Raw genomic sequence first — 25306 nt, forward strand, 5'->3', positions numbered from 1 at the left:
CAGAACGTCAGGCAAAACCCTTCGGGTTCTGCGACTGCCAGCGCCAGTGATCGGCGCACATCCGTTCGATGCCGTGTTCCGCTTGCCAGCCGAGCAACTTCGCGGCGGCGGCCGGATCGGCGAAACATTCGGCGATATCGCCCGGACGGCGGGCGACAAGTTCGTACGGCACGGGCTGGCCCGACGCCGTTTCGAATGCCTTCACCACATCCAGCACGCTATAGCCGGTGCCGGTACCCAGGTTCACGACAAAGCTGCTGTCAAGCGACTCCAGCGCATCGAGCGCCTTGATGTGGCCACGCGCCAGATCGACCACGTGAATGTAATCGCGCACGCCGGTGCCGTCGTGGGTCGCGTAATCGCTGCCGAAAATCCGCAGGCGTTCCAGTTTGCCCACCGCCACTTGCGCGACATACGGCATCAGGTTGTTCGGCACGCCCGCCGGATCTTCGCCGATCAAGCCGCTTTCATGCGCGCCGACCGGATTGAAGTAACGCAGCGTTGCAATGCGCCACGCGGCATCGGAGAGTTCCAGGTCGCGCAAAACCTGTTCGGCGATAAGCTTCGATTGCCCGTAGGGGTTTGTTGCCGACAGCGGAAACGACTCGTCGATAGGCACGCTCTTCGGCACGCCATACACCGTCGCCGACGAACTGAAGACGAATTTCTTCACGTTGCGCGCGCGCATGGTGTCGAGCAGCACGAGCAGGCTGTCGATGTTGTTACGGTAATACTCGATCGGTTTCGCCACCGATTCTCCCACCGACTTCAACGCGGCGAAATGGATCGCGCCGGTGATCGCGTGCTCATCGAAAATGCGGGCGAGGGCGGTTTCATCGCGGACATCGGCTTCGTAGAAAGCCAGCGTCTTGCCGGTGATCTGCTCCACGCGTTTGAGCGACTGAGCGTTGCTGTTCACGAGGTTGTCGATCACGACAACGCCGTAACCGGCATTCAGCAATTCGACGCAAGTATGCGAGCCGATAAAACCGGCGCCGCCCGTGACGAGGATCGTGCCCTTCGCGCTTGTGTGACCAGTCATGAATAACGCTCCCGGAGGGTGATTTAGAGTGAAACGCCGGTAACCGCGCGTATTGTGCCTTTATAACGCTCGACGACCGCGTTTTCGTCGAATTCGCGCGCCACCTTGGCGCGGCCCGCCACGCCCATTTCAGCGCGTGCCATGTGGCTCGAAAGAAGCAGGCGTTCGAGCTGCTGCGCGAGGCTGTCGACGCTTTTTACTTCGCACAGCAGGCCCGTCACGCCGTTTTCGACGACTTCGCGGCAGCCGGGGACATCGGTGGCGACAATCGGGCGTCCCATTGCAGACGCTTCCATCAAGGTCCGCGGCACGCCTTCGCGATACGACGGCAGCACCACGCAATCCGCATTACCGATAAACGCGCGGACGTCGTGCGCCTCGCCGAGATAATCGATGACCCCTTCGCGCTGCCACGCCTGCACTTCGTCGAGCGTGATGGCGCTGGGGTTGTCGACGCCTGCGGGTCCGAGTAACTGGAACCGCGCGTACGGATATTTCAGGCGCAGCCGGCGGGCTGCATCGACGTATTCCGCGACGCCTTTATCCCACAGCAGACGGCCAATTAAAATGAAAAAAAAGCCTTCCGTCTGCGGGTTGGCACGCGGTAGCGGCTGGAAAGCGTAATCGTCGAGATCGACGCCTTCGCCGTGCAGCAGGCGCGCGCGGTCCGGATGAACCAGCAGGTTCTGGTCGATGAACGCCTGCCGGTCGTCCTGGTTCAGGAACCACACTTCGCGCGGAAACCGGAATGCGAAACGGTAAAGCCGTTTCGCGACACTTGCCGTCCGGCTCTTCTGGATGAACACGTAACCCAGGCCTGTGGTGACCGCAATTGACGGTACGCCCGCGAGTTTCGCCGCGATCGAACCGTAGATGTTCGGTTTGATCGTGTAGTGAAACACCAGGTGCGGCCGGGTTGCCCGGTACTCGCGATACAGCGCGGCGAGGGTCTTCAGGTCATCGCGGGGATTGGTGCCTTTCGATGCCACGGGCAGCTCGACGCATCGGCAGCCCATTTCTTCCAGCGGCGCGGAGGTCCGGTCGCGCGGCGCGATCACCGAGACTTCCACGCCGCGTTCGATCAGCATCCGCAGCAGGCCGCGCCGGTAGGTGTAGATCGCCCACGCCGTGTTGCAGACGAGGGTGATGCGAAGGCGGGATTTCTCTGCGTTCATTCGATAGGTTTCAAATACGGTATGTCAGGTGCTGAATAAAGGACTTGAGTCAGGGGCTTGCGTCACGCGCGAAACAAGCGCGTTTTCAACGCACGCAAGGCGCTGTACGGCAGCACCAGATGCGCGATGTTTTTCGCCACGCCAAGCCAGTCCGGCAGGTTCGTCAAACGCATGTATTTCAATTGCAGCCGCAGCGTGGAAAGCGTTTGTGTACGGCGTTTCGTCGCGCTGATTCCTTGCTCGTTGAGTTCGTAATACACGCCGAATTCCGGCAGGTTCGCGCAGTCGTGGTCTTGCATCAGGCGCAGGAACAGATCGAGATCCTCGGCCGCGCGATACTCCGCGCGATAGTTGCCGGCGTCCATCACGGCGCCGACGCGCAGCATCATCGTCGGATGGGAAAAGCAGGCGCGCAGCAGCATGACGCGGCGGATCGCTGCGGGTTCGGCGGGCGGACGAAGGTCGAACAGCGGCGCGCCCTCCATGCTCACCACGTGCGTCCACATGCCGAGCGCCGCCGTTTCCGGATGCGCTTCCATATAAGCGCGCTGCTTTTCCAGCCGATACGGCGTCGCCAGATCGCCCGCATCGATTCGCGCCGCGTATTTGACACCCCGTTGCGCCAACGTGGCCACGCCGGTCTGCAACGCCAGCTCAATACCGCCGTTGCGCGGCATGCGCAGCACGTCGATCGTGAGGTTCGTAACAGCCGGTGCGACGATGGGCGGCAGGCTGCCGTCATCGACGATCAGCACGCGCACCGGCGCGCGCTCGCAGAACGAGGCGAGCGTGCGGTCCAGGTCGTGCTGGGCGTTGAACACGGGGATCAGCACGGTGACGTCGTCGAGCGCCGCAGATGACATGGGCGTGGTGGGCGTAGGTGAGGAAGCCGTCATACCCGCAGCCTGAAGCGGATGTAGTAGAAATTGACCGATGCCGCCGCGAGATACCCCGCCGCCAGCCCGATCAGCGCGCCGTAGCTGCCCATGCGGGGAATCGCGATCAGGTTCACCCCGAAAGCGACCGCCAGCGCCAGCAGCCACTTCGCGAGCAACACGAATTTCGCCTGGTATTTAAGCACGACGAGGTTCCCGATTGCTTCTATGCCGGCCGGCACTGAAAGCCAGACCGCCCAGCGGAAAATGCTGATGGATTCGGTGTAAGCCGGCCCGAACACGCGCGAGATGATGACCCCCGCGAGCAGGTCGAGCACGATCGCGCCGCCGATCATCAGCACGGCCGTCATCGCGATCAGGCGGCCGAGGTTGCGTTTGAGCTGCACGGCGTCGTGCACGCGGTACACGAACGCCGGGGCGATAGTCTGCGCGAGCATCAGCGCGAGCGTGATCCAGTTTTCGTTGAGTTGCTGCGCGGCGGAATACCGGCCGAGATCGGCGAACGAAATGTGACGTTCGAGCATGAGCCGGTCGAGCTTCAGGAATAGATACATACAAATGAGGCCGAGCCAGAACACTGTGCCGGCGCTCGCGAAATGGCGAAACAGCGAGCGGTCGATGTGCCAGCCGAGCTTGCCGCCGTGTCGATGAATGTAATACAGCATCAACACGCCGCCGATAACCGCCGCTTCCAACGCCCACAGCCAGCCGAAGCGCGCCGGGCTTGCCGCAGCGCGCACGAGCACGTACACGAGCGCGGCTTTGGCGACCGCCGTGAGCATGCTGGTCAGCAATTGCGGTTTGCTGTATGTCATGCTTTGCAGCCATGCGTTGATCACGCCGACGAAAGGTTCGCGAAACAGCATGGTCACGGCAAGGCCGGCAAGCATGGCGCCGACAAGCGGGTCGGTGAAACCCGCCGCAATGCCTGTCCAGGTGACGACCAGGGCCGCGGCGGATACGCCCATGCGCAACACGAATGCGCTGCCGAGCACCGTGCCGAGCTGGCCGGGTGGGCGATTCACGATGGTTGGCACGAGGATTTCGGCGCCGCAGACCCAGGTGATGGGCGAGAGCACGAGCAGCAGCGTGTTGGCGTATTGCCATTTGCCGAAGACGTCGGGGCCGAAGTAGCGCGCGAGCAGTCCGCTGATGGCGATAGCCACCGCGATCTGTGTCAGGCGTTCGAGACCCAGCCAGACGATGTTCGCCAGCGCCTTGGTGACGTCGGGGTTCTTGATCCGTTTCAGCATCCGCGGGCGGCGCCTGATGTTTTAGTAGCCATAGGCATGGCGCTTGCGGTAAAAGAGCCGCCCGGGCTTTTTGTCATCCCTGCCGGTACCCTGTCGGGACCCGTCAACCTACGAGCGGTTTCCCGCCATTTGGTGCGACGTTTGTACTTTGCGGTGAAAAAGCGTCCGGGCATTGGATTAGAATATTTGCGCAGGTCCGCGCGGAAAGACTGCGATTATAGGTGCGAACAGTGCGCCCAACCGCGTGGTGGATACTCGCCGAGGGGTCTCCGAAGGGAGCGTCATGAGGATCGGGGCCGCGCGCGACGAATTTCTTTCGTTATTTTTTCGCGTTTCGTCCGGTATCGTTTCTGGCGGTTCGTGCGTCCGGCGTGTGTCCGGCGATTTATATCGGCGAGTTGCAGCGGCGTAGTGACCGGGTTGGTCGAGTCAGTTTTTATTGTTGGCCGCAGGTCTGTATCAAGGGGTCTCCGTGACCCGGGACGCTTCGGGATGCCCCGGAACCATTTCAATTATTAGTCAGGTAGCTATTCCATGAGCCAGTCACCGCAAGCATCAGTTACCCAGTCCATTTTCAAGGCTTACGACATTCGCGGCATCGTGGGCAAAACCGTCGATGCCGGCGTCGCGCGCAACATTGGCCGCGCGTTCGGCAGCGAGATCAGAAAGCAGGGCGGCGACTCGGTCGTCGTGGCACGTGACGGCCGTCTGTCGGGTCCGGAGCTTGTTGGCGCGCTTGCTGACGGCTTGCGTGAAGCCGGCGTGGACGTGGTCGACCTTGGCATGGTGCCTACGCCCGTCGGTTATTTCGGCGCCAGCGTGCCGCTCGCGTTGCCTTCTGGCGAGCGAAGCGTGGATTCGTGCATTGTCGTGACGGGGAGCCACAATCCGCCCGACTACAACGGTTTCAAGATGGTCCTGCGCGGTGCTGCCATTTATGGCGACCAGATCCAGGCGCTGTATCAGCGCATTGTCAATGACGACTTTACGAGCGGTGCGGGCACATACACCGAATACGATATCCAGCAGGTCTACCTTGACCGGATTGTCAGCGACATCAAGCCTGCCCGCCCGATGAAGATCGTGGTCGATGCCGGCAACGGCGTGGCCGGCGATCTCGCGCCGCGTTTGTTCAAGGCGCTGGGCTGCGAGCTGGTTGAACTGTTCACTGATATTGACGGGACGTTCCCGAATCACCATCCCGATCCGGCGCACCCGGAAAACCTGCAGGACGTGATCAAGGCGTTGAAGGAGACGGATGCGGAGATCGGTTTTGCTTTCGATGGCGACGGCGACCGTCTTGGCGTGGTCACGAAGGACGGCCAGATCATTTATCCGGATCGTCAGTTGATGTTGTTTGCGCAGGAAGTGTTGTCGCGTAACAAGGGTGGGCAGATCATTTACGACGTCAAGTGCACGCGTAATCTTGCTAAATGGGTTCGTGACGAGGGTGGTGAGCCGGTGATGTGGAAGACGGGTCACTCGCTGGTGAAGGCGAAGCTGCGGGAAACCGGCGCGCCGTTGGCGGGTGAGATGAGTGGTCACGTGTTTTTCAAGGATCGCTGGTACGGTTTCGACGATGGCCTTTATACCGGTGCGCGGATGCTTGAAATCCTGTCGCGGGTGGCTAATCCGAGCAAGCTCCTTAACGATTTGCCGAACTCGCTGTCGACGCCGGAATTGCAGCTGAAGCTCAATGAAGGTGAGAATTTTGAGTTGATCGCGAAGATGCAGAAAAACGCGAAGTTCACGGGCGCGGACGATGTGCTGACTATTGACGGGTTGCGGGTGGAGTATCCGGATGGTTTTGGGCTCGCGCGGTCGTCGAATACCACGCCGGTGGTGGTTATGCGGTTTGAAGCTGACAGCGAGGAAGCGCTGAAGCGGATTCAGGAAGATTTTCGCCGGGTGATTTTGGCGGAGAAGGCCGACGCCAAGTTGCCATTCTGAGTTTCGTTCGCACTTGGGGTTGGGGTTTGGGGGTTTCGGGGCTGGTGGTCAGGGGTGATGCCAGGTTCCGGGGGGAGCGGTTGGGGTCAGTGCCGGGTTGCTGCTTTCGGCGTTAGTGGTCTGCGAGAGTCGGATTTTCTCTTTATCACTATTAGCCACTGCGCGTGGCGGCGCGTCATTTCTTTGTGCAAAGCGACAAAGAAATGAAGCAAAGAAAACACTTTAACCGCTCTACCCTAAGTGTCCACAGCGTGCAGTTTCTATTCATAGGTGCCCCAAAAGCACGGTGCTCGCCAGAGCGACGGATGTTTGAATCCCTCCTTCTCGCGAATCCTGACATGAACACGCTTCGCCACCAGTGCTCTCGGGCAAGCACCAGCATCCTACGGTCAGCACGGCCTCACGCGTTTTTGAGACCTTGTTTCTCCGTGGGTGGGCGACGTGGTTCGACACGCGTACAAATTCGGTGGAAGGTTGTTCGCGGATAGCGCGGGGTGTCCCTTGGGCAGGTTCAATCACTGGTGGCGAAGCGTGTGGGTATCCGTGTTCGGAGAAGGAGGGGTTCACACATCCTTCGCTCTGGCGAGCACCGTGCTTTTGGGGCACCTATGAGTGATAAAGAGAAAATCCGACTCTCGCAGACCGCTAAGGCCGAAAGCAGCAACCCGGCATAGACTCCGACCGCTAACCCCGGACTTGGCGACTCAACACCAACCCCGACCGCTAACCCTGGAACCTACAACCCGGCACTGACCCAGAACCACTACCAACCCCCGAGTGCAAGCGAAACCCAACCCCCGAGCGCGAGCGAAAATCACCCCCAATTCCAAGCGCCAGCGGTAAACTCCGCCACATCTCAAAAATTGTCCACGCGCCGTCCAATCCGACGGCGCCCACCGTGTCCAGCGTGCAAAAGATCTTGATTGTCCGGGTGTCGTCGCTTGGCGACGTCGTCCATAACATGCCGGCCATCGCCGATATCCGTCGTCTCCACCCCGATGCCCAGATCGACTGGCTAGTCGAAGAGAGCTTCACGGATCTCGTCGAACTCGTCGACGGCATACGCCGCACCATCCCATTCTCGCTCCGGCGCTGGCGCAAACGCCTCTTCTCCATCGACAACTGGCGCGAAATCCAACGCTTTCGCCGCGCTCTGGCCGCAGAAAAATATGACCTCGTCATCGACTGCCAAGGGCTCATCAAGACCGCATGGGTCGCAAGCTGGGCACGCGGCACACTGGTCGGCCTCGGTAACCGCACCGACGGCGCCGGCTACGAATGGCCCGTCCGCTTCTTCTACAACAAACGCGTGCCCATCGAACCACGCACACACGTGGTCGAACGCACCCGGCAACTGGTCGCCGCAGCACTAGGCGATCCGCGCCCGGAACCCACCGACGCAATCGAGTTCGGCATCGATACCCGCCGCGCCGCGCTGGCGTTATCGGAGACGGGGCTGAACCTGCCCGTGCCTTACGTCGTGTTCGTCCACGCCACGTCCCGCGCCGATAAACAATGGCCCGACACCGCCTGGATCGAACTCGGCCAGACCCTGATCCGGCGCGGAGTATCAATCGTGCTGCCATGGGGCAGCGAAACCGAACGCGAAACCAGCGAGAAACTGGCAAAAGAATTCGGCGCAGCAGCAGTCGTGCCGCCAAAACTCTCTTTGCCGGCCGTGGTCGGTTTGATCGACGGCGCCGCCGCGACAGTCGGCGTGGACACCGGACTCGTGCATATCGCGGCAGCCCTGAAGCGGCCGACCATCGAGTTGTACAATTTCTCGACAGCCTGGCGCACCGGCGGTTACTGGTCCCCACGCGTGGTGAATCTGGGCAGCGCAAGCCAGCACCCGACGTTGCAGCAAGTCAAAGCGACGCTCGCAGGGTTTGGGCTGCTTTGATGCATTGACGGCAGCAGGAGCGGTATCAGTATCAGTAGGGTGGCGAGTGAAGGTGAGGAAGCGGCTTCGGTTCCAGGGATTGCTCAATCGCCGCCGCGATTCACAGTGATTTGCAGCGATTCGGCGGCGCGCTTGGCGAAACCAGATGAAGCCCGGCGGTTTGAGGTCCAGTTGAGGCCCATCAACTCTCAGCCTCTCACGCAACGGATTTTGCAATCGGTTTGAGCGAAAATGCACCTCGCTCGCCGGACGCGGCGTTTTCCCGATGCGTCAATCGAAGCCAATCGAGGTCGATTGCAGCCGATTGAAGCCAGTTGACGATAATCGGGCCCGCTCACTCGCTCATCCAAACAAATCGAAGGCACATGACCGAATCTCAAATTATTGAAGTTGCGTCCGCCGACTGGCAGGGCCAGCAGCTTTCCGTGCCGCGCGAGGCGTTGCTGGCCGGCGTCGAGCGCGGCAAGGTCCTCTATTTCCCGCATCTGGCGTTTGCCATAGAAGGCGGCGAACGGGCGCTGCTCGACCCGAAGGTCGCCGATCCGCAGCGCAAGAACATCAGCCTCGCACCCAATGGCGGCCCGCTCGTCGGTGTACTCGGCGACGCCGTTACGCAATCCGCCGTCCGGGCGCTCATCGCCCGATATCAGGCGAACGCGCGCTCCCTGGTCGACGGGCTCTTTCCTGAATATCAAGGCAAATTGCGGGTCGCGCCGACCAGCTTGCGGCTGCATCGCGTGGAAACGCGCGAGACGTCGTGGCGCAAGGACGACAGCCGCCTTCACGTCGACGCTTTCCCGTCGCGGCCGAATTATGGCGAGCGCATCCTGCGCGTGTTCACCAACGTCAATCCGGATGGCGCGCCGCGTGTATGGCGCGTCGGCGAACCATTCGAGGACATGGCAAAACGCTTCCTGCCCGCCATCAAGGCCCCGGTTCCCGGTTCGGCGTGGCTCATGAACCTGTTGCACATCACCAAGACGCCGCGCAGCGAATACGACCACCTGATGCTCCATTTGCACGACGCGATGAAAGCCGATCTCGACTATCAGGCGAAATCGCCACAGCAGGACATGCCGTTCCCGCCCGGTTGCGTGTGGGTGTGTTTCTCCGATCAAACCTCGCACGCCGTCATGTCCGGCCAGTACATGCTCGAGCAAACCTTCTTCCTTCCCGTCGGCGCGATGGCCCAGCCCGACTGCGCGCCGCTCGGCATTCTGCAGCGCCTGAAAGGCAGGGCGCTGGTTTGAGCGCCGCCGGGTGGGGGTGTGCCGTGGTTTCGGGCTTCAGCGCGGGTTCTCATGTGCACGGTAAACGATCGTTGCCTGCCTGCCGCGAGGGCGGCCGATGCTGAGGCTCGTGTATCGCGCCTTATGGTGGCTCGTCGCGCCGCTCGCGGTGTTGCGCCTCTTGATCCGCTCGCGGCGGGAACGGGGGTATCGCGAACATATCGGCGAACGGTTTGGTTTTGGGCCCGCCCGCCGTGCCGACGACCTCGCGCCGCTGATCTGGGTGCATGCCGTGTCGGTGGGGGAGACGCGTGCCGCTCAGCCGCTGATTGAAGCATTGAGCCAAGCCCATCCCGAAGCCCGCATCCTGTTGACGCACATGACGCCGAGCGGCCGCGCGACCGGCGTGGAGCTATACGGCGATCGTATTTCGCGCAGCTATCTTCCCTACGATTCGCCGTCGCTTGTGCGGCGGTTCTTGCGTGCGTGGCGGCCGTCGCTGGGCATCGTGATGGAGACGGAGGTGTGGCCAACGCTCATCGACGAATGCAAACGCGCCGATATCCCGCTGGTGCTGACGAACGCGCGGATGTCGGCGCGCTCGTTCAAGCGCGCGGCGAAGTTCGGCAATGCAACGCGCGAAGTCTTCGGTGGCTTTACGCGTGTGCTGGCTCAGACGCAGTCCGATGCGGACCGCCTGAGCGCGCTGGGTGCGCGCAATGTCACAGTGCTCGGCAACCTGAAGTTCGATATGGCCGCGCCACCCGAACTCTATGCGCGCGGCCACGCGTGGCGCGCGGCGATCGGGGAGCGGCCGGTGTGGGTGGCGGCGAGTACGCGCGAAGGGGAGGAAGCGCTGGTGTTGCAGGCGTTCACGACCTTGCGGACCCGCATTCCCGACGCGTTGCTGATCCTCGTGCCGCGCCATCCGCAGCGGTTTGACGAAGTGGCCGTGCTGATCAATGCCGCCGCGCTGTCCTGTGTGCGGCGTTCCGCCTGGGCAGGCCGGGCGGCGGCAGCGGGATCGGGAATCGATGCGGCGCCGGTTTTGCCTCCGGACGTCAATGTGCTGCTCGGCGATTCGATGGGCGAACTGAGCGCGTATTACGCGGCGTCGGATCTGGCGTTTATCGGTGGGAGTTTGTTGCCGCTGGGCGGGCAGAACCTGATCGAGGCGTGCGCGGCGGGCGTGCCGGTGCTGATTGGCCCGCACACCTTCAACTTTACTCAAGCGACGAATGATGCGATCGCGGAAGGCGCGGCGTTGCGAGTGAGCGATCCGGCGGCGTTGGCGCGCGGCCTGAGAGAACTCTTCAACGATAAACCCCGCCGGCTCGCCATGAGCGCGGCGGCATCGGCGTTCGCGGCGAAGCATCGCGGAGCGACGGCGAGGTCGGTGGCGGTGTTGGGGGCGTTGTTGCGCACGCAGGCAGAGGAGCAGTAATCCCGGCGGCGGTACGGGTGAATAACCCCTGCTGGATTAACCCCGTTCCTCCAAAATCCTGGTCACGCAAGCGACGAACCTTTCATTGCTTGCCTCCACGCCATACGACCGCGCCCGGTCCAGCGCTTCACGCGTAAAGCCATCGCGCAGAGCATGGTCCGACAACAACCGCGACAGCGCCCCGGCCATGGCGTCCACATCGCCTATAGGAACCAGCAGCCCGAACCGGCCATCGTCCAGGATTTCTCGCGGTCCCGTCGGGCAATCGGTCGAGATCACCGGCTTGCCGAGCGCCAGCGCTTCGAGCAGCACCATCGGCATGCCTTCGTAACGGGAACTAAGCACCAGCGCACTCGCATGCGCCACGACCGCGTGCGGATTGTTCCGATACCCCGTGAAATGCACGCGCTTGCCCACGCCCAGTTCCACAGCCAGCGCTTCCAGCTCGCGGCGGAAACCGCCGTCGCCGACAATCACGAGGTCTTCCTGCAACGCGCCGTCATCAAACGTCCCGACAAGCTGTGCGTAAGCCCGCAGCAAGGTCTGGTGATCCTTCTGGATTTCGTCGAGCCGCGCCACTGAAACGATATACGGCCCGGCACACGGCGGCGGTTCCACCTGTGCGCCGTTCTCGCGAATCCGGTCGATATCGATCGCATTCGGCAGCACAAACACGTTGCGCAGATGGCCATTGAACAGCTCGCTCGCTTCATCGGCCATCTGGCAGTTCAGCGCGGCAATGCCGTCATAACGCCCATATTGCGCGAGCAGCCGTTTCATCTTCCTGCGCCGGCCGCCCAGCCGTGCATCGAAACTGAAATGGTTCACGCCGAGCCACGCCACGCCGAAGCGGCCTGCCAGACGGCGCAGCGACATGTCGAAGTCGATGATGATGTCGTGATGCTGCGCCAGCGCAGCCACGCGGGCCTTCACGTAAGGGCGCACGGCGAGCGTGTTGAAAACGTCGCGGCCGACGCGCCCGAGCTTGCTCAACTGATGCGCATAACGACGCGTCTGGAACAGGTTGAGCCAGGGTTTGTCGGTGAGGATCTCCACGCCGACATCCGCGGGAACCTGCGGCCTGAAGCGCTGCTCGAACGCGGGCGACGAAAACATCACGGACAGCGTCACCGAAAAGCGCGCGCGGTCGTAGATTCGCAGCCATTGCATCAACGACGATTCAATGCCGCCGTCGTTGAAATCTGCGATGTGAAACAGCACGGCAACGCGCTTCGAGGGTTGCGCCATGGATGTCGAGGACGCTGCGGGCGACGATTTCAGCCGCACGGCGGCGTCGCGAGTGAGGAGCGTATCGGGGCTGTCGATCAGAGGTCTCCGAAAAGCGGGCCTATGGCCGTAAAAAAGGGCAAGGCGACATGTTAACGTACTCGATCGGCCGCGAACAGTTTCTCCGACACACCGGAACCTGCCCTCAGACCGCGAGCAGACCCTTTTTTTCGATGAAGCGAACCACGTCGGCGAGCCCTTCCAGCGCCTTCAGGTTGCACATGACAAATGGCCGTTCTCCGCGCATCTTCCGGGCATCGGAGGCCATGATGTCGAGATTTGCGCCTACATAAGGGGCAAGGTCGATCTTGTTGATGACCAGCAGGTCGGATTTTGTGATGCCCGGACCGCCCTTGCGCGGAATTTTTTCGCCGCCGGCGACATCGATCACGTAAATGGTCAAATCCGACAATTCCGGGCTGAACGTGGCAGCGAGATTGTCGCCACCCGATTCAATGAACACGATATCCGCGTCCGGGAAACGCTCGATCATCTGGTCGACGGCTTCCAGGTTGATGGACGCGTCTTCGCGGATCGCCGTGTGCGGGCAGCCGCCCGTTTCCACGCCCATGATGCGCTCGGCCGGCAATGCGCCCGCGACCGTCAGCAGGCGCTGATCCTCTTTGGTGTAGATGTCGTTGGTGATCGCGACGAGGTCGTATTTCTCGCGCATCGCCTTGCAAAGCATTTCGAGCAGCGTGGTCTTGCCCGAGCCGACCGGGCCTCCCACGCCCACGCGCAAGGGCGGCAGTTTCTTGGAGCGGCGGGCAGCGGCGGAATAGACAGGTGCGTTCATGTTTTTTAAGAGCGGAACAAGCGTGAATATTGTGATTCGTGGCGCGCCGAGAGAATGCCAAGCTGCGGCGCGAAGGTGTTGATCTGGTCGGGCGAGGTGTCGAGCGCTTTTTCTACAGCCGTATCGATGGCAACCCGCAGCGCAACGATGATCCGCTGCCCCGCGATCTGCCCCAGCGGGACAGCTTTCAACGCCGCCGCGGCCTGGTTTTCGACCCACGCGAACGCATACGCGGCGAGGGCGGCGTCAGGCGCGGCGTCGTGGGCGAAGGCGGCAAAGGCGAACGCGGTTGGCTGCGATATCGGTTTGACGGCGTTGAGCGTCGCGAGGCGCGCGGCGTCGCCCCATTCGAGCTGCGTACACAACTGGGCCAGCGACCAACCCATTTGCTGCGTCTCACGACGCAATTCCGCCGACTCGCGGCTAGCGAGGAATTCTTCATCGGCGGTGGCGAGTCCTGCTGCATCGTGATCGCGCCAGCGGGTCATCTGGTGCGCAAGGAACGGCAACTCGCCGCGTGCGAGCACATTGGTCAAGCCGCTGGTGATCCACTCGCGGGCGCTGTCGCCATCGTGGATCAAGCCATGTTCTATCGCTGATTCGAGGCCCTGCGAATAACTGAACGCGCCAATAGGCAGTGCCGGCGACGCCAGGTGAAGCAGCGCCGTAAGCTCAGCGATGCGCATGACCGTGGTCGTGATCGTGGCCTTCGTGGCTGCACTGCGAGTGATCACCGTGGTCGTGGCCCTTCCCGTGATCGTGGGCGTGGTCATGAGCATGATCATGGGCGCCGTGGTCCGCATGCCCATGTGTGCACTGCGAATGGTCGCCATGATCGTGCCCGTGGTGTTCATCGAAGACCTTTTGCGCGAGCGCATAGTCCTCTACAAACGTCTCGTCATGCCCATGCTTGTGACCGCCGCCATACGCGCCCGTCTCCGGCTGGAACGGCGCCGTGGCGTGATCCACGTGCGCGCCCAGACGCTTGAGCATGTCTTCCAGCACCGGATCGGCTTCGAGTTTCAACTGCCCCGCGGCCACTTCCACCGGCGTGTGCCGGTTGCCCAGGTGGTACGCGGCGCGCGTCAGCGTAATGGGATCATGGGCATGCACGACCAGCACATCCTGCTCTGCTGCAATCACGCGCACCAGGCCACCGTCGTCGGCGACCAGCATGTCGCCGTCGCGCAGCACCGTGCCGCGCGGCAGCACCAGCGCCACTTCCTCACCGTTATCCAGCGTAGCGGCCAGACGGCTCTTGCAACGGTCATCGAAGGCAAGGGTAAGCGTGGGCGCGCGCTTGATCAATGGTGCGGCAAGTTTCGCTTCAATACGTTTGTCGATCGTGCGCATGAAAGTCTCGGGATCAGGATCAGTATCAGAACAGGAAGTAGCGCTGCGCCATCGGCAGGACAGTGGCCGGCTCGCAGGTGAGCAACTGGCCGTCGGCTACAACCTGATACGTTTCCGGATCGACGGTAATGGACGGCCTGTACGCATTGTGAACCATGTCGGCCTTCGATATGTTCCGGCAGTTCTTCACCGCGACCACTTGCTTACGTAAGCCATACCGTTCGCCAATACCGTCGTCCAGCGCCATCTGCGAGACAAACGTCAGCGAAGTCTTCCCCAACGCGCCGCCGCGGGTGGCGAACATCTCGCGATAGTGCACCGGCTGCGGCGTCGGAATCGATGCGTTCGGGTCCCCCATCTGCGCGACCGCGATCATGCCGCCTTTCAAAATCATTGCAGGTTTCACGCCAAAGAACGCCGGTTCCCAGAAGACGAGATCGGCCCACTTGCCCGGTTCGATGGAACCGACTTCATGCGCGATCCCATGCGTGATGGCCGGGTTGATCGTGTACTTGGCGACGTAGCGTTTCGCGCGGAAATTGTCGTTACGCGACGAGTCTTCCGGCAACGCGCCGCGCTGCGTTTTCATCTTGTGCGCGGTCTGCCAGGTGCGCATGACAACCTCGCCAACACGCCCCATCGCCTGCGAATCGGAAGACAACATGGACAGCGCGCCCAAGTCATGAAGGATGTCTTCGGCAGCAATCGTCTCACGTCGAATCCGCGACTCGGCGAACGCAATGTCTTCAGCAATCGAGGGATCGAGGTGATGGCAGACCATCAGCATGTCGAGGTGTTCGTCGAGCGTGTTGATGGTGTACGGCCGCGTGGGATTCGTCGATGAAGGCAGCACGTTCGACTCGCCGCAGACCTTGATGATGTCCGGCGCGTGGCCGCCGCCGGCGCCTTCGGTGTGATACGTGTGGATCGTGCGGCCCTTGAACGCGGCCACCGTGGACTCCACAAAACCCGCTTCGTTCAGCGTGTCCGTGTGAATGGCGACTTGCGTGTCGGTATCGTCGGCAACCGACAGGCAGTTATCGATAGCCGCCGGCGTCGTGCCCCAGTCTTCATGCAGCTTGAGCCCGATCGCGCCGGCCTTGATCTGTTCAATCGCGGGCGCCGGCAAGCTCACATTGCCTTTGCCGAGAAAGCCGAGGTTCACCGGCCAGCCATCGGCGGCTTGCAGCATGCGTTCGAGATGCCACGGCCCCGGCGTGCAGGTGGTCGCATTCGTGCCCGTTGCGGGACCGGTGCCGCCGCCGAGCATGGTCGTGACGCCGGAGGCCAGTGCTTCGTCAATCTGCTGCGGGCTGATGAAGTGAATATGCGAGTCAATACCGCCCGCCGTCACGATCATCCCTTCACCGGCAATCACCTCGGTCGCCGCGCCGATCGCAATGGTCACGCCCGGCTGGATATCCGGATTGCCCGCCTTGCCGATTGCAAACACGCGCCCGTTCTTGATGCCGATATCCGCCTTCACGATGCCCCAGTGATCGAGGATCAGCGCGTTCGTCACGACCGTGTCCACCACGTCGGCATGCGAGCGCTGCGACTGGCCCATGCCGTCGCGAATCACCTTGCCGCCGCCGAATTTCACTTCTTCGCCGTAGGTCGTGAAGTCGCGTTCGACTTCGATCAGGAGGTCGGTATCGGCGAGACGCACGCGGTCGCCGGTGGTCGGGCCGAACATCTCCGCGTAGGCGCGGCGTCCGATGCGTAGCGTCATTTCGATATTCCTGAGGTTGAGATCAAAGCGGACCCATGACGAGGCCATTGAAGCCGTACACCTTGCGATCGCCGGAGAGCGCCACGAGTTCAACCGTGCGCTCCTGGCCGGGCTCGAAGCGCACGGCCGTACCTGACGCAATGTTCAGCCGAAAGCCCCTGGCCTTGTCGCGCTCGAAGGTGAGCGCCGTGTTGACTTCATAGAAATGAAAATGCGAGCCGACCTGCACGGGCCGGTCACCCGTATTCGATACCGTCACGGACACCGTTTCGCGTCCCGCGTTGAGCTCGTGCTCACCATCGTCGATCAGATATTCGCCGGGAATCATGCGCGGCTCCTTTTGTAGAAGTGCTGCAAGTTCAGGGAATCGGATGATGGACGGTCACAAGCTTGGTGCCATCGGGGAAGGTGGCTTCTATCTGGATGTCCGGGATCATTTCCGGCACGCCGTCCATCACGTCCTCGCGGGTGAGCAGCGTGGTGCCGTAGTGCATCACGTCGGCGACCGTACGGCCGTCGCGCGCCGCTTCCATCAGTGCCGCCGAGATGAACGCGATAGCTTCCGGATAGTTCAACTTGAGCCCGCGCGCGCGTCGGCGTTCGGCGAGCAGGGCGGCGGTGAAGATCAGCAGCTTGTCTTTTTCGCGGTGGGTGAGCTTCATGGGTTCGGAGCGTGTCCTGTATGAAGTGCCGAAGTTAAAAGAAATCCTAGCATTGCAACCCTACGATTTCATTGGATGACTTATTGGATGAACTTGCGCAATTCGATCGTCGTAGGCCGCTCGAAGATCTCCTCCGGCGTGCCGCTTTCCCACACGCGCCCCTGGTGCATGAACACGACCTTGTTCGACACACGCCGCGCAAAGCGCATCTCGTGCGTGACCATGATGAGCGTCATGCCGTCGGCGGCGAGGCTTTCCACCACCGCCAAGACTTCGCCCACGAGTTCAGGATCGAGCGCGGAGGTGATTTCATCGCAGAGCAGGACCGTGGGTTTCATCGCGAGCGCCCGGGCAATAGCCACGCGTTGCTGCTGTCCACCCGACAGTTGTTCGGGATAGGCGTTGAATTTATCGGCGAGGCCGACGCGTTCAAGCACTTGTTCAGCGGTCGCGCGCGCCTTCGCCTTGTGGACCTTCTTCACCACGGTCTGCGCGAGCATCACGTTCTGCCCGGCGGTGAGATGCGGGAACAGGTTGTACTGCTGGAACACCATGCCGACTTTGAGGCGCAACGCGCGCAGATCGGCATGGCGCGCGTCCATGTGTTCGCCGTCGATTTCTATCGACCCTTCGTCGATGCTTTCCAGCCCGTTCAAGGTCCGCAGCAGGGTGCTCTTACCCGAGCCGCTGCGACCAATGATTGCCACCACCTGTCCCGATTCCACCGAAAAATCGATGCCCTTCAGGACCTGGTTCGCGCCGAACTGCTTCTTCAAGTTTTGCGTTTCAACGAGCGGCATTCCATTTCCTTTCGAGCGTGCGCGCGTAGCGGGTAAGCGGATAACAAATCACGAAATAGATCACCGCGACGAGGCCGTAGACCACGAACGGCCTGAAGGTCGCGTTCGAAATCATCGTGCCGGCTTTGGTGAGTTCGGTGAAGCCGATGATCGAGACCAGCGCCGTGTCCTTCACGGCCTGCACGCCGAAGCCGACCGTCGGCCCGATGGCAATGCGCATGGCTTGCGGAAGAATCACATGGCGCAATTGCTCGAAGTAATTCATCGCGAGGCTGGAGGATGCTTCCCATTGGCCTTTCGGAACGGCTTCAACGCAGCCGCGCCAGATCTCGGCGAGATAAGCGCTGGTGAATAGCGTGAGGCCCACCGTTGCCGCAATCCACGGTTCAACTTCTACGCCGAGCAGCGGCAAACCGAAGAACACCAGGAACAGTTGCATCAGCAGCGGCGTCCCCTGGAAGACCTCAATATAGGCCTTCACGATAGTGCGCAACACCCGCGAACTGGACACGCGCATGATGAGCAGCACGAAGCCGACGATCCCGCCAGCCACGAACGAAACAATCGACAGCACGATGGTCCAGCGCGCCGCCAGCAGCAGGTTGGTGAGAATTTGCTCAAACGTGAACTCAATCATCGGGCACCTCGCAGATTGCGGGCGAACAGGCGCCTGCCTGCTTCGTTGAGCAAGAAGCGCAAGAGGATCGCCATCACGAGATAAGCGGCCGTGATCAGGAAATACGTTTCGAACGCGCGGAAATTGCGCGACTGGATGTAGCTCGCGGCGTAGGTCAGGTCGGCCACGGATATTTGCGACACCACCGCCGAACCGAGCATGGTGATCACGATCTGGCTGGTGAGCGCCGGGAACACCTTGGCGATAGCTTGCGGCAAGACCACGTGCCTGAAAGTCTCGCCGCGTGTCATCGCAAGCGACGCCGCCGCTTCAAGATGCCCCTTCGGCACGGCCGCGATACCCGAGCGGATGATCTCCACCGAATACGCCCCGAGATTGAGTGTCATGGCGAGCACTGCGGCCACGTATTCATCGATATGAATACCGAGCGCGGGCAGCCCGAAAAACACGAAGAACAATTGCACGATGAACGGCGTATTGCGGATCGCCTCCACGTAACCGCCAACGAACGAGCGCACCGCGGGGAACTTGCTGCCTTTGCCTGCTGCGCCAAGTATGCCGACCGCGAGGCCAAGCACGGTTGACACGGCAGTCAGCCCAAGGGTTACTGCCGCGCCGCTCGCGAACATGCCGGCGTACTGTCCGAGATCGCCGAACTGGAGTTGATAAGCCATTAAAGCGGCGCCTTGTTATTTAAGCCTGGATAGTGTCGATTCGCGAGCTGGATCAAAGATCGGCCGGCAGCGGTGCCTTGAACCACTTCTTCGATATGGCGTTGAGTGAGCCGTCCTTCTTCGCCTGGTCGATGGTGGCATCGACCTTGGCCAGCAAGCGTGGTTCGTTCTTGTTCATGCCAATGAAACAAGGTGAGTTCTTGATCACGAACTTCGGTTCCGGACGGCGCGGCGGATTGTTCGCAAGGATCGTTGCGGCGACGAGATTGCCCGCTGCGATCAGTTGAACCTGGCCAGAAAGGAACGCCTGGATGGTGGCGTTGTTGTCTTCGAAACGCTTGATGGTCGCGTTCGGCGCCATTTGCGTGAGCGCGATTTCTTCGAGTGCGCCGCGCGTTGCGCCGACCGTCTTGCCGGTCAGATCGGCGGGGCCGGTGACCTTGATATCGGCGGGGCCGAACACGCCCTGGAAGTACGGCGCGTAGGCTACGGAGAAGTCCATCACCTTCTCGCGATCCGGCGTCTTGCCCAGCGACGAGATCACCAGGTCCACTTTGTTCGTCGTCAGGTACGGGACGCGATTCGCGCTGTTGACCGGCACGAGTTCGAGTTTGACCCCGAGTGACTTGGCGAGCAGCGCGGCTGTATCGATGTCATAACCCTGCGGCTTCATATCGGCGCCAACGGCGCCGAACGGCGGGTAATCCTCCGGCACGGCAACTTTCAGGACACCGGCTTTCGTGATGTTGTCGAGCGCGTCGGCGTGAGCGGTGAGCGGGACTAAAGCAAGAGCCGGGATGGCGAGAAGGGCGGAAACTGCGGTGCGAACTGCGCGGCGGCGAAGCGTGTTGGTCATTTGATTCTCTTTCCTTGGATCGCGATGTGGCGCGGTGCGTCTCATTGATGGACGCACTCGTCGGAAAGAGGGTTAAGCGAGAGTCGTGCCATTGCTCTTGCGCCTTTGCTGGACGGGCATGAGCGGGACGCTCGCCGACACGATGCACAAAATATGGGCTTAATTGTGCTCTTTTGTGGTGCGGGTTTTGGCGAGAATAACCCTGGCTACGTGGTCCACAGCCTGAGCGGTTGGGCATCGACGCCATGAATCAACGGGCGCAACGTCGTCCAGCATTGAGTCATTGCGAGTTGAAGCGGCTCCATTGAATGGCTGGCGGCGCGGACGATCAGTACGCCCGGTGCGACGCAGGAGGCGGCGGCGCGGAGGGTGTCATCGAACGGGAGGCGTGCTGTCAGGGATTCCGCCAGCGCGTCGTCGCAGGCCGGGCCGATCGCCCAGAGCGTGCCGTAGGCGGGAAAGCCTGCAAGACCCTGCGGCGCGAGGCGCAAGGGATCGTTGGCGCTCAATAGCGCACGTTCGAACCAGCGCAAACGGCCCTTGCTGTCCTTGATCCGCGCCGTGGCGGTCAGCCGGCCGTCCGACCATCGTTCGCCCGCTGCCTGCCGGCCCAATTGCATCGCGTCCCAGCCGATGGCCGTCGCCGTCTCGTCCATCGTCAGCGTGAAATCCAGCGCCACGTTTGATGACTCGAACACGATGTTGTTCTGCGGCAGCCAGTCGAGCTTTGCGTTCGCGCCGACGCGGATATCGATTCGCTGCGTGGCGAGCTTGCCGTTCGCCTTGTACCACTTGGTCGCGCCGGGCGTAGTGATGACGGCGTGCGTTTGCCCGGCCAGGTCGATATCGATTGCCAGCCGGTCACCGCCCGCCACGCCGCCTGGCGGATGCACGATAACAGCGTGGCAGATGGTCTCGCCCTCGGGGTACAGGGGGCGTTGCATACGCAAGGGCCCCATGTGTTTCCGGTGCGTGAGCGCCGTCCGCCCGGAAGGCTGATGCGTGAAGCCGAGTTCGAGCTTGCCGTGCCACTCGTCGGAGTCGGGGGCAGTCGATGGCAACAGCGCGGCGATAGGTTCGTGATGCATGAGGCTTTCAGGATCGGAGCGAGTCGCCAATAGTACGGCGAGCGTCAGACCGCGATCAACTCCCGCACGCCATGCGCTTCCATGTCCGCGCCTTCGCCGCCCGCTACGATCTCTCCGCGGCTCATTACCCAGTACCGGTCCGCAAGCTCGCGGGCGAAGTCGTAATACTGTTCGACGAGCAATACCGTCATGCCCATTTCATCGACCAGTTGACGCAATGTGCGCCCGATATCCTGGATGATGGAGGGCTGAATGCCCTCGGTGGGTTCATCGAGAATGAGCAATTGCGGTTCGCTCATCAGCGCACGGCCTATTGCAAGCTGCTGTTGCTGACCGCCTGACAGATCGCCGCCGCGCCGGCTTTTCATCTCCTTGAGTACGGGGAAGAGTTCGTAGATCCGGTCCGGTACCTTCGATGGCGCCTTGCGGCTCGCCGCGCCCACCAGCAAATTTTCTTCGACGGTGAGCCGGCCGAAGATGTCGCGGCCTTGCGGTACGTAGGCGAGGCCGCTCGATACGCGCTTATATGTAGGCATGGACGAAATCTTCGCGCCGCGCCATGAGATCGTGCCGCTTTTGGTCGGCACGACGCCCATCAGACAGCGCAGCAACGTGGTCTTGCCCACGCCGTTGCGGCCGAGTAAAACCGTCAGTTTTCCATCGGGCACGGTCATCTTCACATCGCGCAGGATGTGGCTGCCACCGTAGAACTGGTTGAGGGAATCGACTTCGAGCATTTTCTTGGGGCTTCCGTGGTGATCAAATCAGCGGCCGAGGTACGACTCGATCACTTTCTCGTTGCGCTTCACTTCGTCGAGCGTGCCGTGCGCGAGTACGCTGCCTTCGGCCATCACGGTCACGCGTCCCGTGTCCCCGGAGAGCGCCGCGACAAATTCCATGTCGTGCTCGACGACCATCATCGAGCACGTGCCGCGCAGCTTGTTCAGCAACTCCGCGAGCTGCATGGTCTCGTGATCCGTCATGCCGGCGGCGGGTTCGTCGAGTAAGAGGAGCGCGGGCTGCTGCATCAGCAACATGCCAATCTCCAGGCGCTGCTTCTGCCCGTGCGACAACTCGCCGGCGTAACGCGTGGCATCGGCTTCCAGATGAATCAGCTCCAGCGTTTCCTCAATGCGCGCCTGGGCCTCGCGATCCAGTTTCGACCTGAGCGACGCGAGCCAGCCCTTGTCGGTTTTCATTGCGAGTTCGAGGTTTTCCCACACCGGATGGTTCTCGAACACGGTCGGCTTCTGGAACTTCCGGCCAATACCCGTGCGCGCGATCACCGGCTCCGACATGCGCGTCAGGTCAAACGTCTGGCCGAGAAAAACCTTGCCCGAATCCGGACGCGTCTTGCCGGTGATGACGTCCATCATCGTGGTCTTGCCCGCGCCGTTGGGTCCGATCACGCAGCGCAGTTCCCCTACATCAATGGACAGCGTCAGCTTGTTCAGCGCGCGGAAACCATCGAAGCTCACCATCACGTCCTCGAGATACAGGATCGTGCCGTGCGAGACATCGATCTCGCCCGGTTCCAATACGTGGCCCAAGCCGGTGATGCCGTTCTGATTGCGCTCGCTCTTCTCGTTCATTTCAGGCAGCGGCGGCAGGTCTACGATCAAGGCGTTGTACGCGTTATCCAATGACATCGAAAAGGTAGTCAATGTGAATGTCCTCCTGCCTTCTTCTTGCGCAGGGCCACGTCGATGAGGCCCATGATTCCGTTGGGCAACAGCAAGGGCACGAGCGTGAAGATCAGGCCCAGGAAGAACAGCCAGTATTCAGGGAAGTTCGCCGTAAAAAAGCTCTTCGCGCCGTTCACCGCGAACGCGCCGATGATCGGCCCGATCAAGGTTCCGCGCCCCCCCACGGCGACCCAGATTGCCATTTCGATGGAGTTCCCCGGCGACATCTCGTTCGGGTTGATGATCCCCACTTGCGGCACATACAACGCACCGGCAATGCCGCACAAAACAGCCGACACGATCCAGATAAAGAGCTTGTACGACAGCGGGCTATAGCCGAGAAACATCAGCCGCGCTTCGCCATCGCGAACGCCCGTGACCACGCGCCCAAGCTTCGACGTCACAATCGCCCGTGCCGCGATAAACGCCAGAATCAGCACGCCCAGTGTGATCAGGAACAGCACGGTGCGCGTGCCGGGATGCGTGATCGGAAAGCCCGCGATGCGCTTGAAATCCGTAAAGCCGTTGTTGCCGCCGAAACCGGTTTCGTTGCGATAGAACAGCAGCATCGCGGCGAAGGTCATGGCTTGCGTGATGATCGACAGGTACACGCCTTTTACGCGAGAGCGGAACGTGAAGAAGCCGAACACCCAGGCGAGCACGCCCGGCACCAGGATCACCAGCAACAGCGCATACCAGAGGTGCTCAGTGCCTTGCCAGAACCAGGGAAGCTTGTGCCAGTCGAGGAACACCATGAAGTCGGGCAGGTCGCTTTGATAGTTGCCTTCACGGCCGATGGAACGCATGAGGTACATGCCCATCGCATAACCGCCGAGCGCGAAGAACAGCGCATGCCCGAGGCTCAGGATCCCGCAATAACCCCAGACGAGATCGAGCGCCAATGCGCCTATTGCATAGCACATGAGCTTGCCGACGAGCGTCATGGAATAGGCGCTCAGGTGCAACGTGCTCGACTCCGGCAACACGAGCGCCGCGACCGGCACATAGATACCCATCGCGACGATGAAGGCGATCAGCGCAATCCAGCCACCGCGGGGAAGCAGGGCGGCGCGCGGCGGCAGGCCTAGCGCAAAACCTTCGCGCCTGGCCTGTGCATCGGGTTGTGGCGAGACGTCGAGATTCGCGGAGACGTTTGGTGTATTCATCTCAAACCTCTGCGCTGCGGCCCTTCAGGGCGAACATGCCCTGAGGACGTTTCTGGATGAACAACACGATCAGTACGAGCACCGCGATCTTCGCGAGCACTGCGCCCCAGAAGGGTTCTATCGTCTTGCTGACAAGCCCGAGCCCAAAGCCGCCGATCACCGTTCCCGCCAGTTGTCCGACCCCGCCGAGCACGACCGTCATGAATGAATCGATGATGTAGCTTTGCCCCAGATCCGGCCCGATATTGCCGATCTGCGAGAGCGCGCAACCACCGAGCCCCGCGATTCCTGCGCCGAATGCAAATGCATAGGAATCCACACGAGCTGTCTTCACGCCGACGCATGCCGCCATCCGGCGGTTTTGCGTGACGGCGCGCACGAACAGGCCGAGGCGTGTCTTGGTGAGCACGACCCATGCGAGCAGCACGACGACCAGCGAGAAGCCGAGAATAGTCAGGCGGTTGTACGGCAGGATCAGGTTCTGCATGATGGAGACGCCGCCGCTCATCCACGACGGGTTCGTCACCTGCACGTTCTGCGCGCCGAAGATGGTGCGGGTTGCCTGGATCAGGATCAGGCTGATACCGAAGGTGGTCAGGAGCGTTTCGAGCGGACGGCCGTAGAGATGTTTCAAGACCAGCCGCTCAAGCACGATACCGACCACCGCCGCCGCAGCAAACGACACCGGCACTGCGAACAGCGGATACCAGTTGAACGCGCCGGGTGCGTAGTGCTGGACGAGGTTCTGAACCACGTACGTGGCGTATGCGCCGATCATCAGGAACTCGCCATGCGCCATGTTGATCACGCCGATCAAACCGTACGTGATCGCGAGGCCCAGTGCGGCGAGCAATAGCACGCTGCCGAGCGAAAGGCCCGCGAAGATCGTGCCGACAATCTCGCCGCGCCGCTGAATCGAATTCAGTTCTTCAATACCCGCTTGCGCCGCCGCACGTACGCGCGCATCGGGCTCGGCGAAGGTGCCGTCCGCGTTCTTCACGACGATCGGGCGCAAGAGTTCGTTCATATCCAGGTCGTGACGGGCGGCGACCAGCTGCACGGCTTCGAGACGCTTGTTGGCGTCGGTATCGTGAAGAGCCGTTGTGGCCCAGAGCGTATCGAGACGCTTCTTGAGCGTCGGGTCGGTCTCCTTCGCGCGGGCTTTATCGACGAGAGGTTTGATCGACGGATCGGCGTTCTTCAACAATTCGTCGATAGCCGCCCGGCGCACGGCAATATCCGGCGACGCCAGTTGCAAGCCCGACAACGCACCCGATACCTTTGAGCGCAGCAGATTGTTCAGCGTGACCGGTTGCGCATCGGGCGCCTCTACGGTCTTGTTCGTGAGCGGGTCCTTGTTGCCATCGTCGGTTTGGATTAATACCTTGCCGGCATCGGTGGCGACAAGCGAGCCGTCGGAGAGCGCGTTCAGCACGGCGATCGAAGGGGCATCGGCGTTCGCGATGAGTTTGTCGATGGCGGCGGACTTGGCATCGAAGTCATCGGCCGCGAGCGGTGCGAGATCGTCCGCCGTCAGGGCCGCAAACGCGGCGAGCGGCATGCAGGCAATCAGGATTGCGCAGAGGCCACGGCGAGCGAAGCGAAGAATCGAATCAGTCATGAAGGGCCTGTCAGGTAGAGCGGAGTGCGGGGCGGCGTGTTGCGTATGCCGCGCTGG

24 protein-coding genes are annotated in these 25306 nt (G+C 61.6%); 4 read left to right on the plus strand and 20 right to left on the minus strand.

Going from position 1 to position 25306, the window contains the following annotated elements; all coding sequences use genetic code 11:
* Window positions 1–7: 7 nt before the first annotated feature.
* From galE to ABH944_RS20645, 4 genes are all read right to left on the minus strand, one after another.
* Complete coding sequence (galE, locus tag ABH944_RS20630; RefSeq protein ID WP_404609509.1) at window positions 8–1042, minus strand: UDP-glucose 4-epimerase GalE; 1035 nt, start codon at window positions 1040–1042, stop codon at window positions 8–10.
* 23 nt (window positions 1043–1065) lie between these two features.
* A complete protein-coding gene (locus ABH944_RS20635) occupies window positions 1066–2217 on the minus strand; it encodes a glycosyltransferase family 4 protein (protein WP_404609508.1) in 1152 nt (383 codons plus the stop codon).
* Between the two features lie 62 nt (window positions 2218–2279).
* Window positions 2280–3113: a glycosyltransferase gene (locus ABH944_RS20640; protein WP_404609507.1), complete on the minus strand. Its 834-nt coding sequence runs from the start codon at window positions 3111–3113 to the stop codon at window positions 2280–2282.
* Window positions 3110–4366 (minus strand): oligosaccharide flippase family protein, encoded by a 1257-nt coding sequence (locus ABH944_RS20645; RefSeq protein WP_062091807.1) that lies wholly within the window; start codon window positions 4364–4366, stop codon window positions 3110–3112. The genes ABH944_RS20640 and ABH944_RS20645 overlap by 4 nt, the downstream gene beginning before the upstream one ends.
* A 534-nt stretch (window positions 4367–4900) precedes the next feature.
* Between ABH944_RS20645 and ABH944_RS20650 the strand changes: the two genes are divergently transcribed.
* The 4 genes from ABH944_RS20650 (at window position 4901) to waaA (ending at window position 10892) form a co-directional block, all read left to right on the plus strand.
* Window positions 4901–6316, plus strand: coding sequence for a phosphomannomutase/phosphoglucomutase (locus ABH944_RS20650; RefSeq protein ID WP_404609506.1), 1416 nt, complete (start codon window positions 4901–4903; stop codon window positions 6314–6316).
* An 898-nt stretch (window positions 6317–7214) separates the two neighbouring features.
* Window positions 7215–8219, plus strand: coding sequence for a lipopolysaccharide heptosyltransferase I (gene waaC, locus ABH944_RS20655; RefSeq protein WP_404609505.1), 1005 nt, complete (start codon window positions 7215–7217; stop codon window positions 8217–8219).
* Window positions 8220–8584: 365 nt separating this feature from the next.
* Window positions 8585–9469, plus strand: a complete 885-nt coding sequence (locus tag ABH944_RS20660) for a Kdo hydroxylase KdoO (protein WP_404609504.1) — start codon at window positions 8585–8587, stop codon at window positions 9467–9469.
* Between the two features lie 97 nt (window positions 9470–9566).
* Entirely contained in the window at window positions 9567–10892 is a 1326-nt protein-coding gene (waaA, locus tag ABH944_RS20665) for a lipid IV(A) 3-deoxy-D-manno-octulosonic acid transferase (protein ID WP_404609503.1), read from the plus strand.
* A 36-nt stretch (window positions 10893–10928) separates the two neighbouring features.
* Here waaA and ABH944_RS20670 read toward each other — a convergent pair whose 3' ends face one another.
* The 16 genes from ABH944_RS20670 to urtB form a co-directional block, all read right to left on the minus strand.
* On the minus strand, window positions 10929–12140 hold the full coding sequence (locus ABH944_RS20670) for a glycosyltransferase (RefSeq protein WP_404609502.1): 1212 nt from the start codon (window positions 12138–12140) through the stop codon (window positions 10929–10931).
* 184 nt (window positions 12141–12324) lie between these two features.
* Window positions 12325–12975, minus strand: a complete 651-nt coding sequence (gene ureG, locus ABH944_RS20675; protein WP_404609501.1) for an urease accessory protein UreG — start codon at window positions 12973–12975, stop codon at window positions 12325–12327.
* Between the two features lie 5 nt (window positions 12976–12980).
* A complete protein-coding gene (locus ABH944_RS20680; RefSeq protein ID WP_404609642.1) occupies window positions 12981–13661 on the minus strand; it encodes an urease accessory protein UreF in 681 nt (226 codons plus the stop codon).
* Complete coding sequence (gene ureE, locus ABH944_RS20685) at window positions 13648–14328, minus strand: urease accessory protein UreE (RefSeq protein ID WP_404609500.1); 681 nt, start codon at window positions 14326–14328, stop codon at window positions 13648–13650. Before ureE ends, ABH944_RS20680 begins: the two co-directional genes overlap by 14 nt.
* A gap of 25 nt (window positions 14329–14353) precedes the next feature.
* On the minus strand, window positions 14354–16060 hold the full coding sequence (gene ureC, locus ABH944_RS20690) for an urease subunit alpha (protein ID WP_404609499.1): 1707 nt from the start codon (window positions 16058–16060) through the stop codon (window positions 14354–14356).
* A 22-nt stretch (window positions 16061–16082) separates the two neighbouring features.
* Window positions 16083–16388 (minus strand): urease subunit beta, encoded by a 306-nt coding sequence (locus ABH944_RS20695; protein WP_404609498.1) that lies wholly within the window; start codon window positions 16386–16388, stop codon window positions 16083–16085.
* 31 nt (window positions 16389–16419) lie between these two features.
* Window positions 16420–16722 carry an urease subunit gamma gene (locus tag ABH944_RS20700; protein ID WP_404609497.1) on the minus strand — a complete coding sequence of 101 codons (303 nt, stop codon included), beginning with the start codon at window positions 16720–16722 and terminating at the stop codon, window positions 16420–16422.
* Window positions 16723–16802: 80 nt separating this feature from the next.
* Complete coding sequence (locus ABH944_RS20705) at window positions 16803–17522, minus strand: amino acid ABC transporter ATP-binding protein (RefSeq protein WP_047844901.1); 720 nt, start codon at window positions 17520–17522, stop codon at window positions 16803–16805.
* Window positions 17509–18159 (minus strand): amino acid ABC transporter permease, encoded by a 651-nt coding sequence (locus tag ABH944_RS20710; protein ID WP_404609496.1) that lies wholly within the window; start codon window positions 18157–18159, stop codon window positions 17509–17511. Before ABH944_RS20710 ends, ABH944_RS20705 begins: the two co-directional genes overlap by 14 nt.
* The gene (locus ABH944_RS20715) at window positions 18156–18833 is read right to left on the minus strand and encodes an amino acid ABC transporter permease (protein ID WP_404609495.1); all 678 of its coding nucleotides are present in this window, start codon (window positions 18831–18833) and stop codon (window positions 18156–18158) included. The genes ABH944_RS20710 and ABH944_RS20715 overlap by 4 nt, the downstream gene beginning before the upstream one ends.
* A gap of 52 nt (window positions 18834–18885) precedes the next feature.
* A complete protein-coding gene (locus tag ABH944_RS20720) occupies window positions 18886–19689 on the minus strand; it encodes a transporter substrate-binding domain-containing protein (RefSeq protein WP_404609494.1) in 804 nt (267 codons plus the stop codon).
* A 206-nt stretch (window positions 19690–19895) separates the two neighbouring features.
* Entirely contained in the window at window positions 19896–20777 is an 882-nt protein-coding gene (locus ABH944_RS20725; protein ID WP_404609493.1) for an urease accessory protein UreD, read from the minus strand.
* A 44-nt stretch (window positions 20778–20821) separates the two neighbouring features.
* Window positions 20822–21514, minus strand: coding sequence for an urea ABC transporter ATP-binding subunit UrtE (urtE, locus tag ABH944_RS20730; protein ID WP_097264650.1), 693 nt, complete (start codon window positions 21512–21514; stop codon window positions 20822–20824).
* A 27-nt stretch (window positions 21515–21541) separates the two neighbouring features.
* Window positions 21542–22369 carry an urea ABC transporter ATP-binding protein UrtD gene (gene urtD, locus ABH944_RS20735; RefSeq protein ID WP_404609641.1) on the minus strand — a complete coding sequence of 276 codons (828 nt, stop codon included), beginning with the start codon at window positions 22367–22369 and terminating at the stop codon, window positions 21542–21544.
* Window positions 22370–22437: 68 nt separating this feature from the next.
* Window positions 22438–23628 carry an urea ABC transporter permease subunit UrtC gene (gene urtC, locus ABH944_RS20740; RefSeq protein WP_404609492.1) on the minus strand — a complete coding sequence of 397 codons (1191 nt, stop codon included), beginning with the start codon at window positions 23626–23628 and terminating at the stop codon, window positions 22438–22440.
* Window position 23629: 1 nt separating this feature from the next.
* A complete protein-coding gene (urtB, locus tag ABH944_RS20745; RefSeq protein ID WP_404609491.1) occupies window positions 23630–25249 on the minus strand; it encodes an urea ABC transporter permease subunit UrtB in 1620 nt (539 codons plus the stop codon).
* Window positions 25250–25306 lie beyond the last annotated feature (57 nt).

It is taken from the genome of Caballeronia udeis, assembly GCF_044909315.1.
Classification (GTDB): domain Bacteria; phylum Pseudomonadota; class Gammaproteobacteria; order Burkholderiales; family Burkholderiaceae; genus Caballeronia; species Caballeronia udeis_A.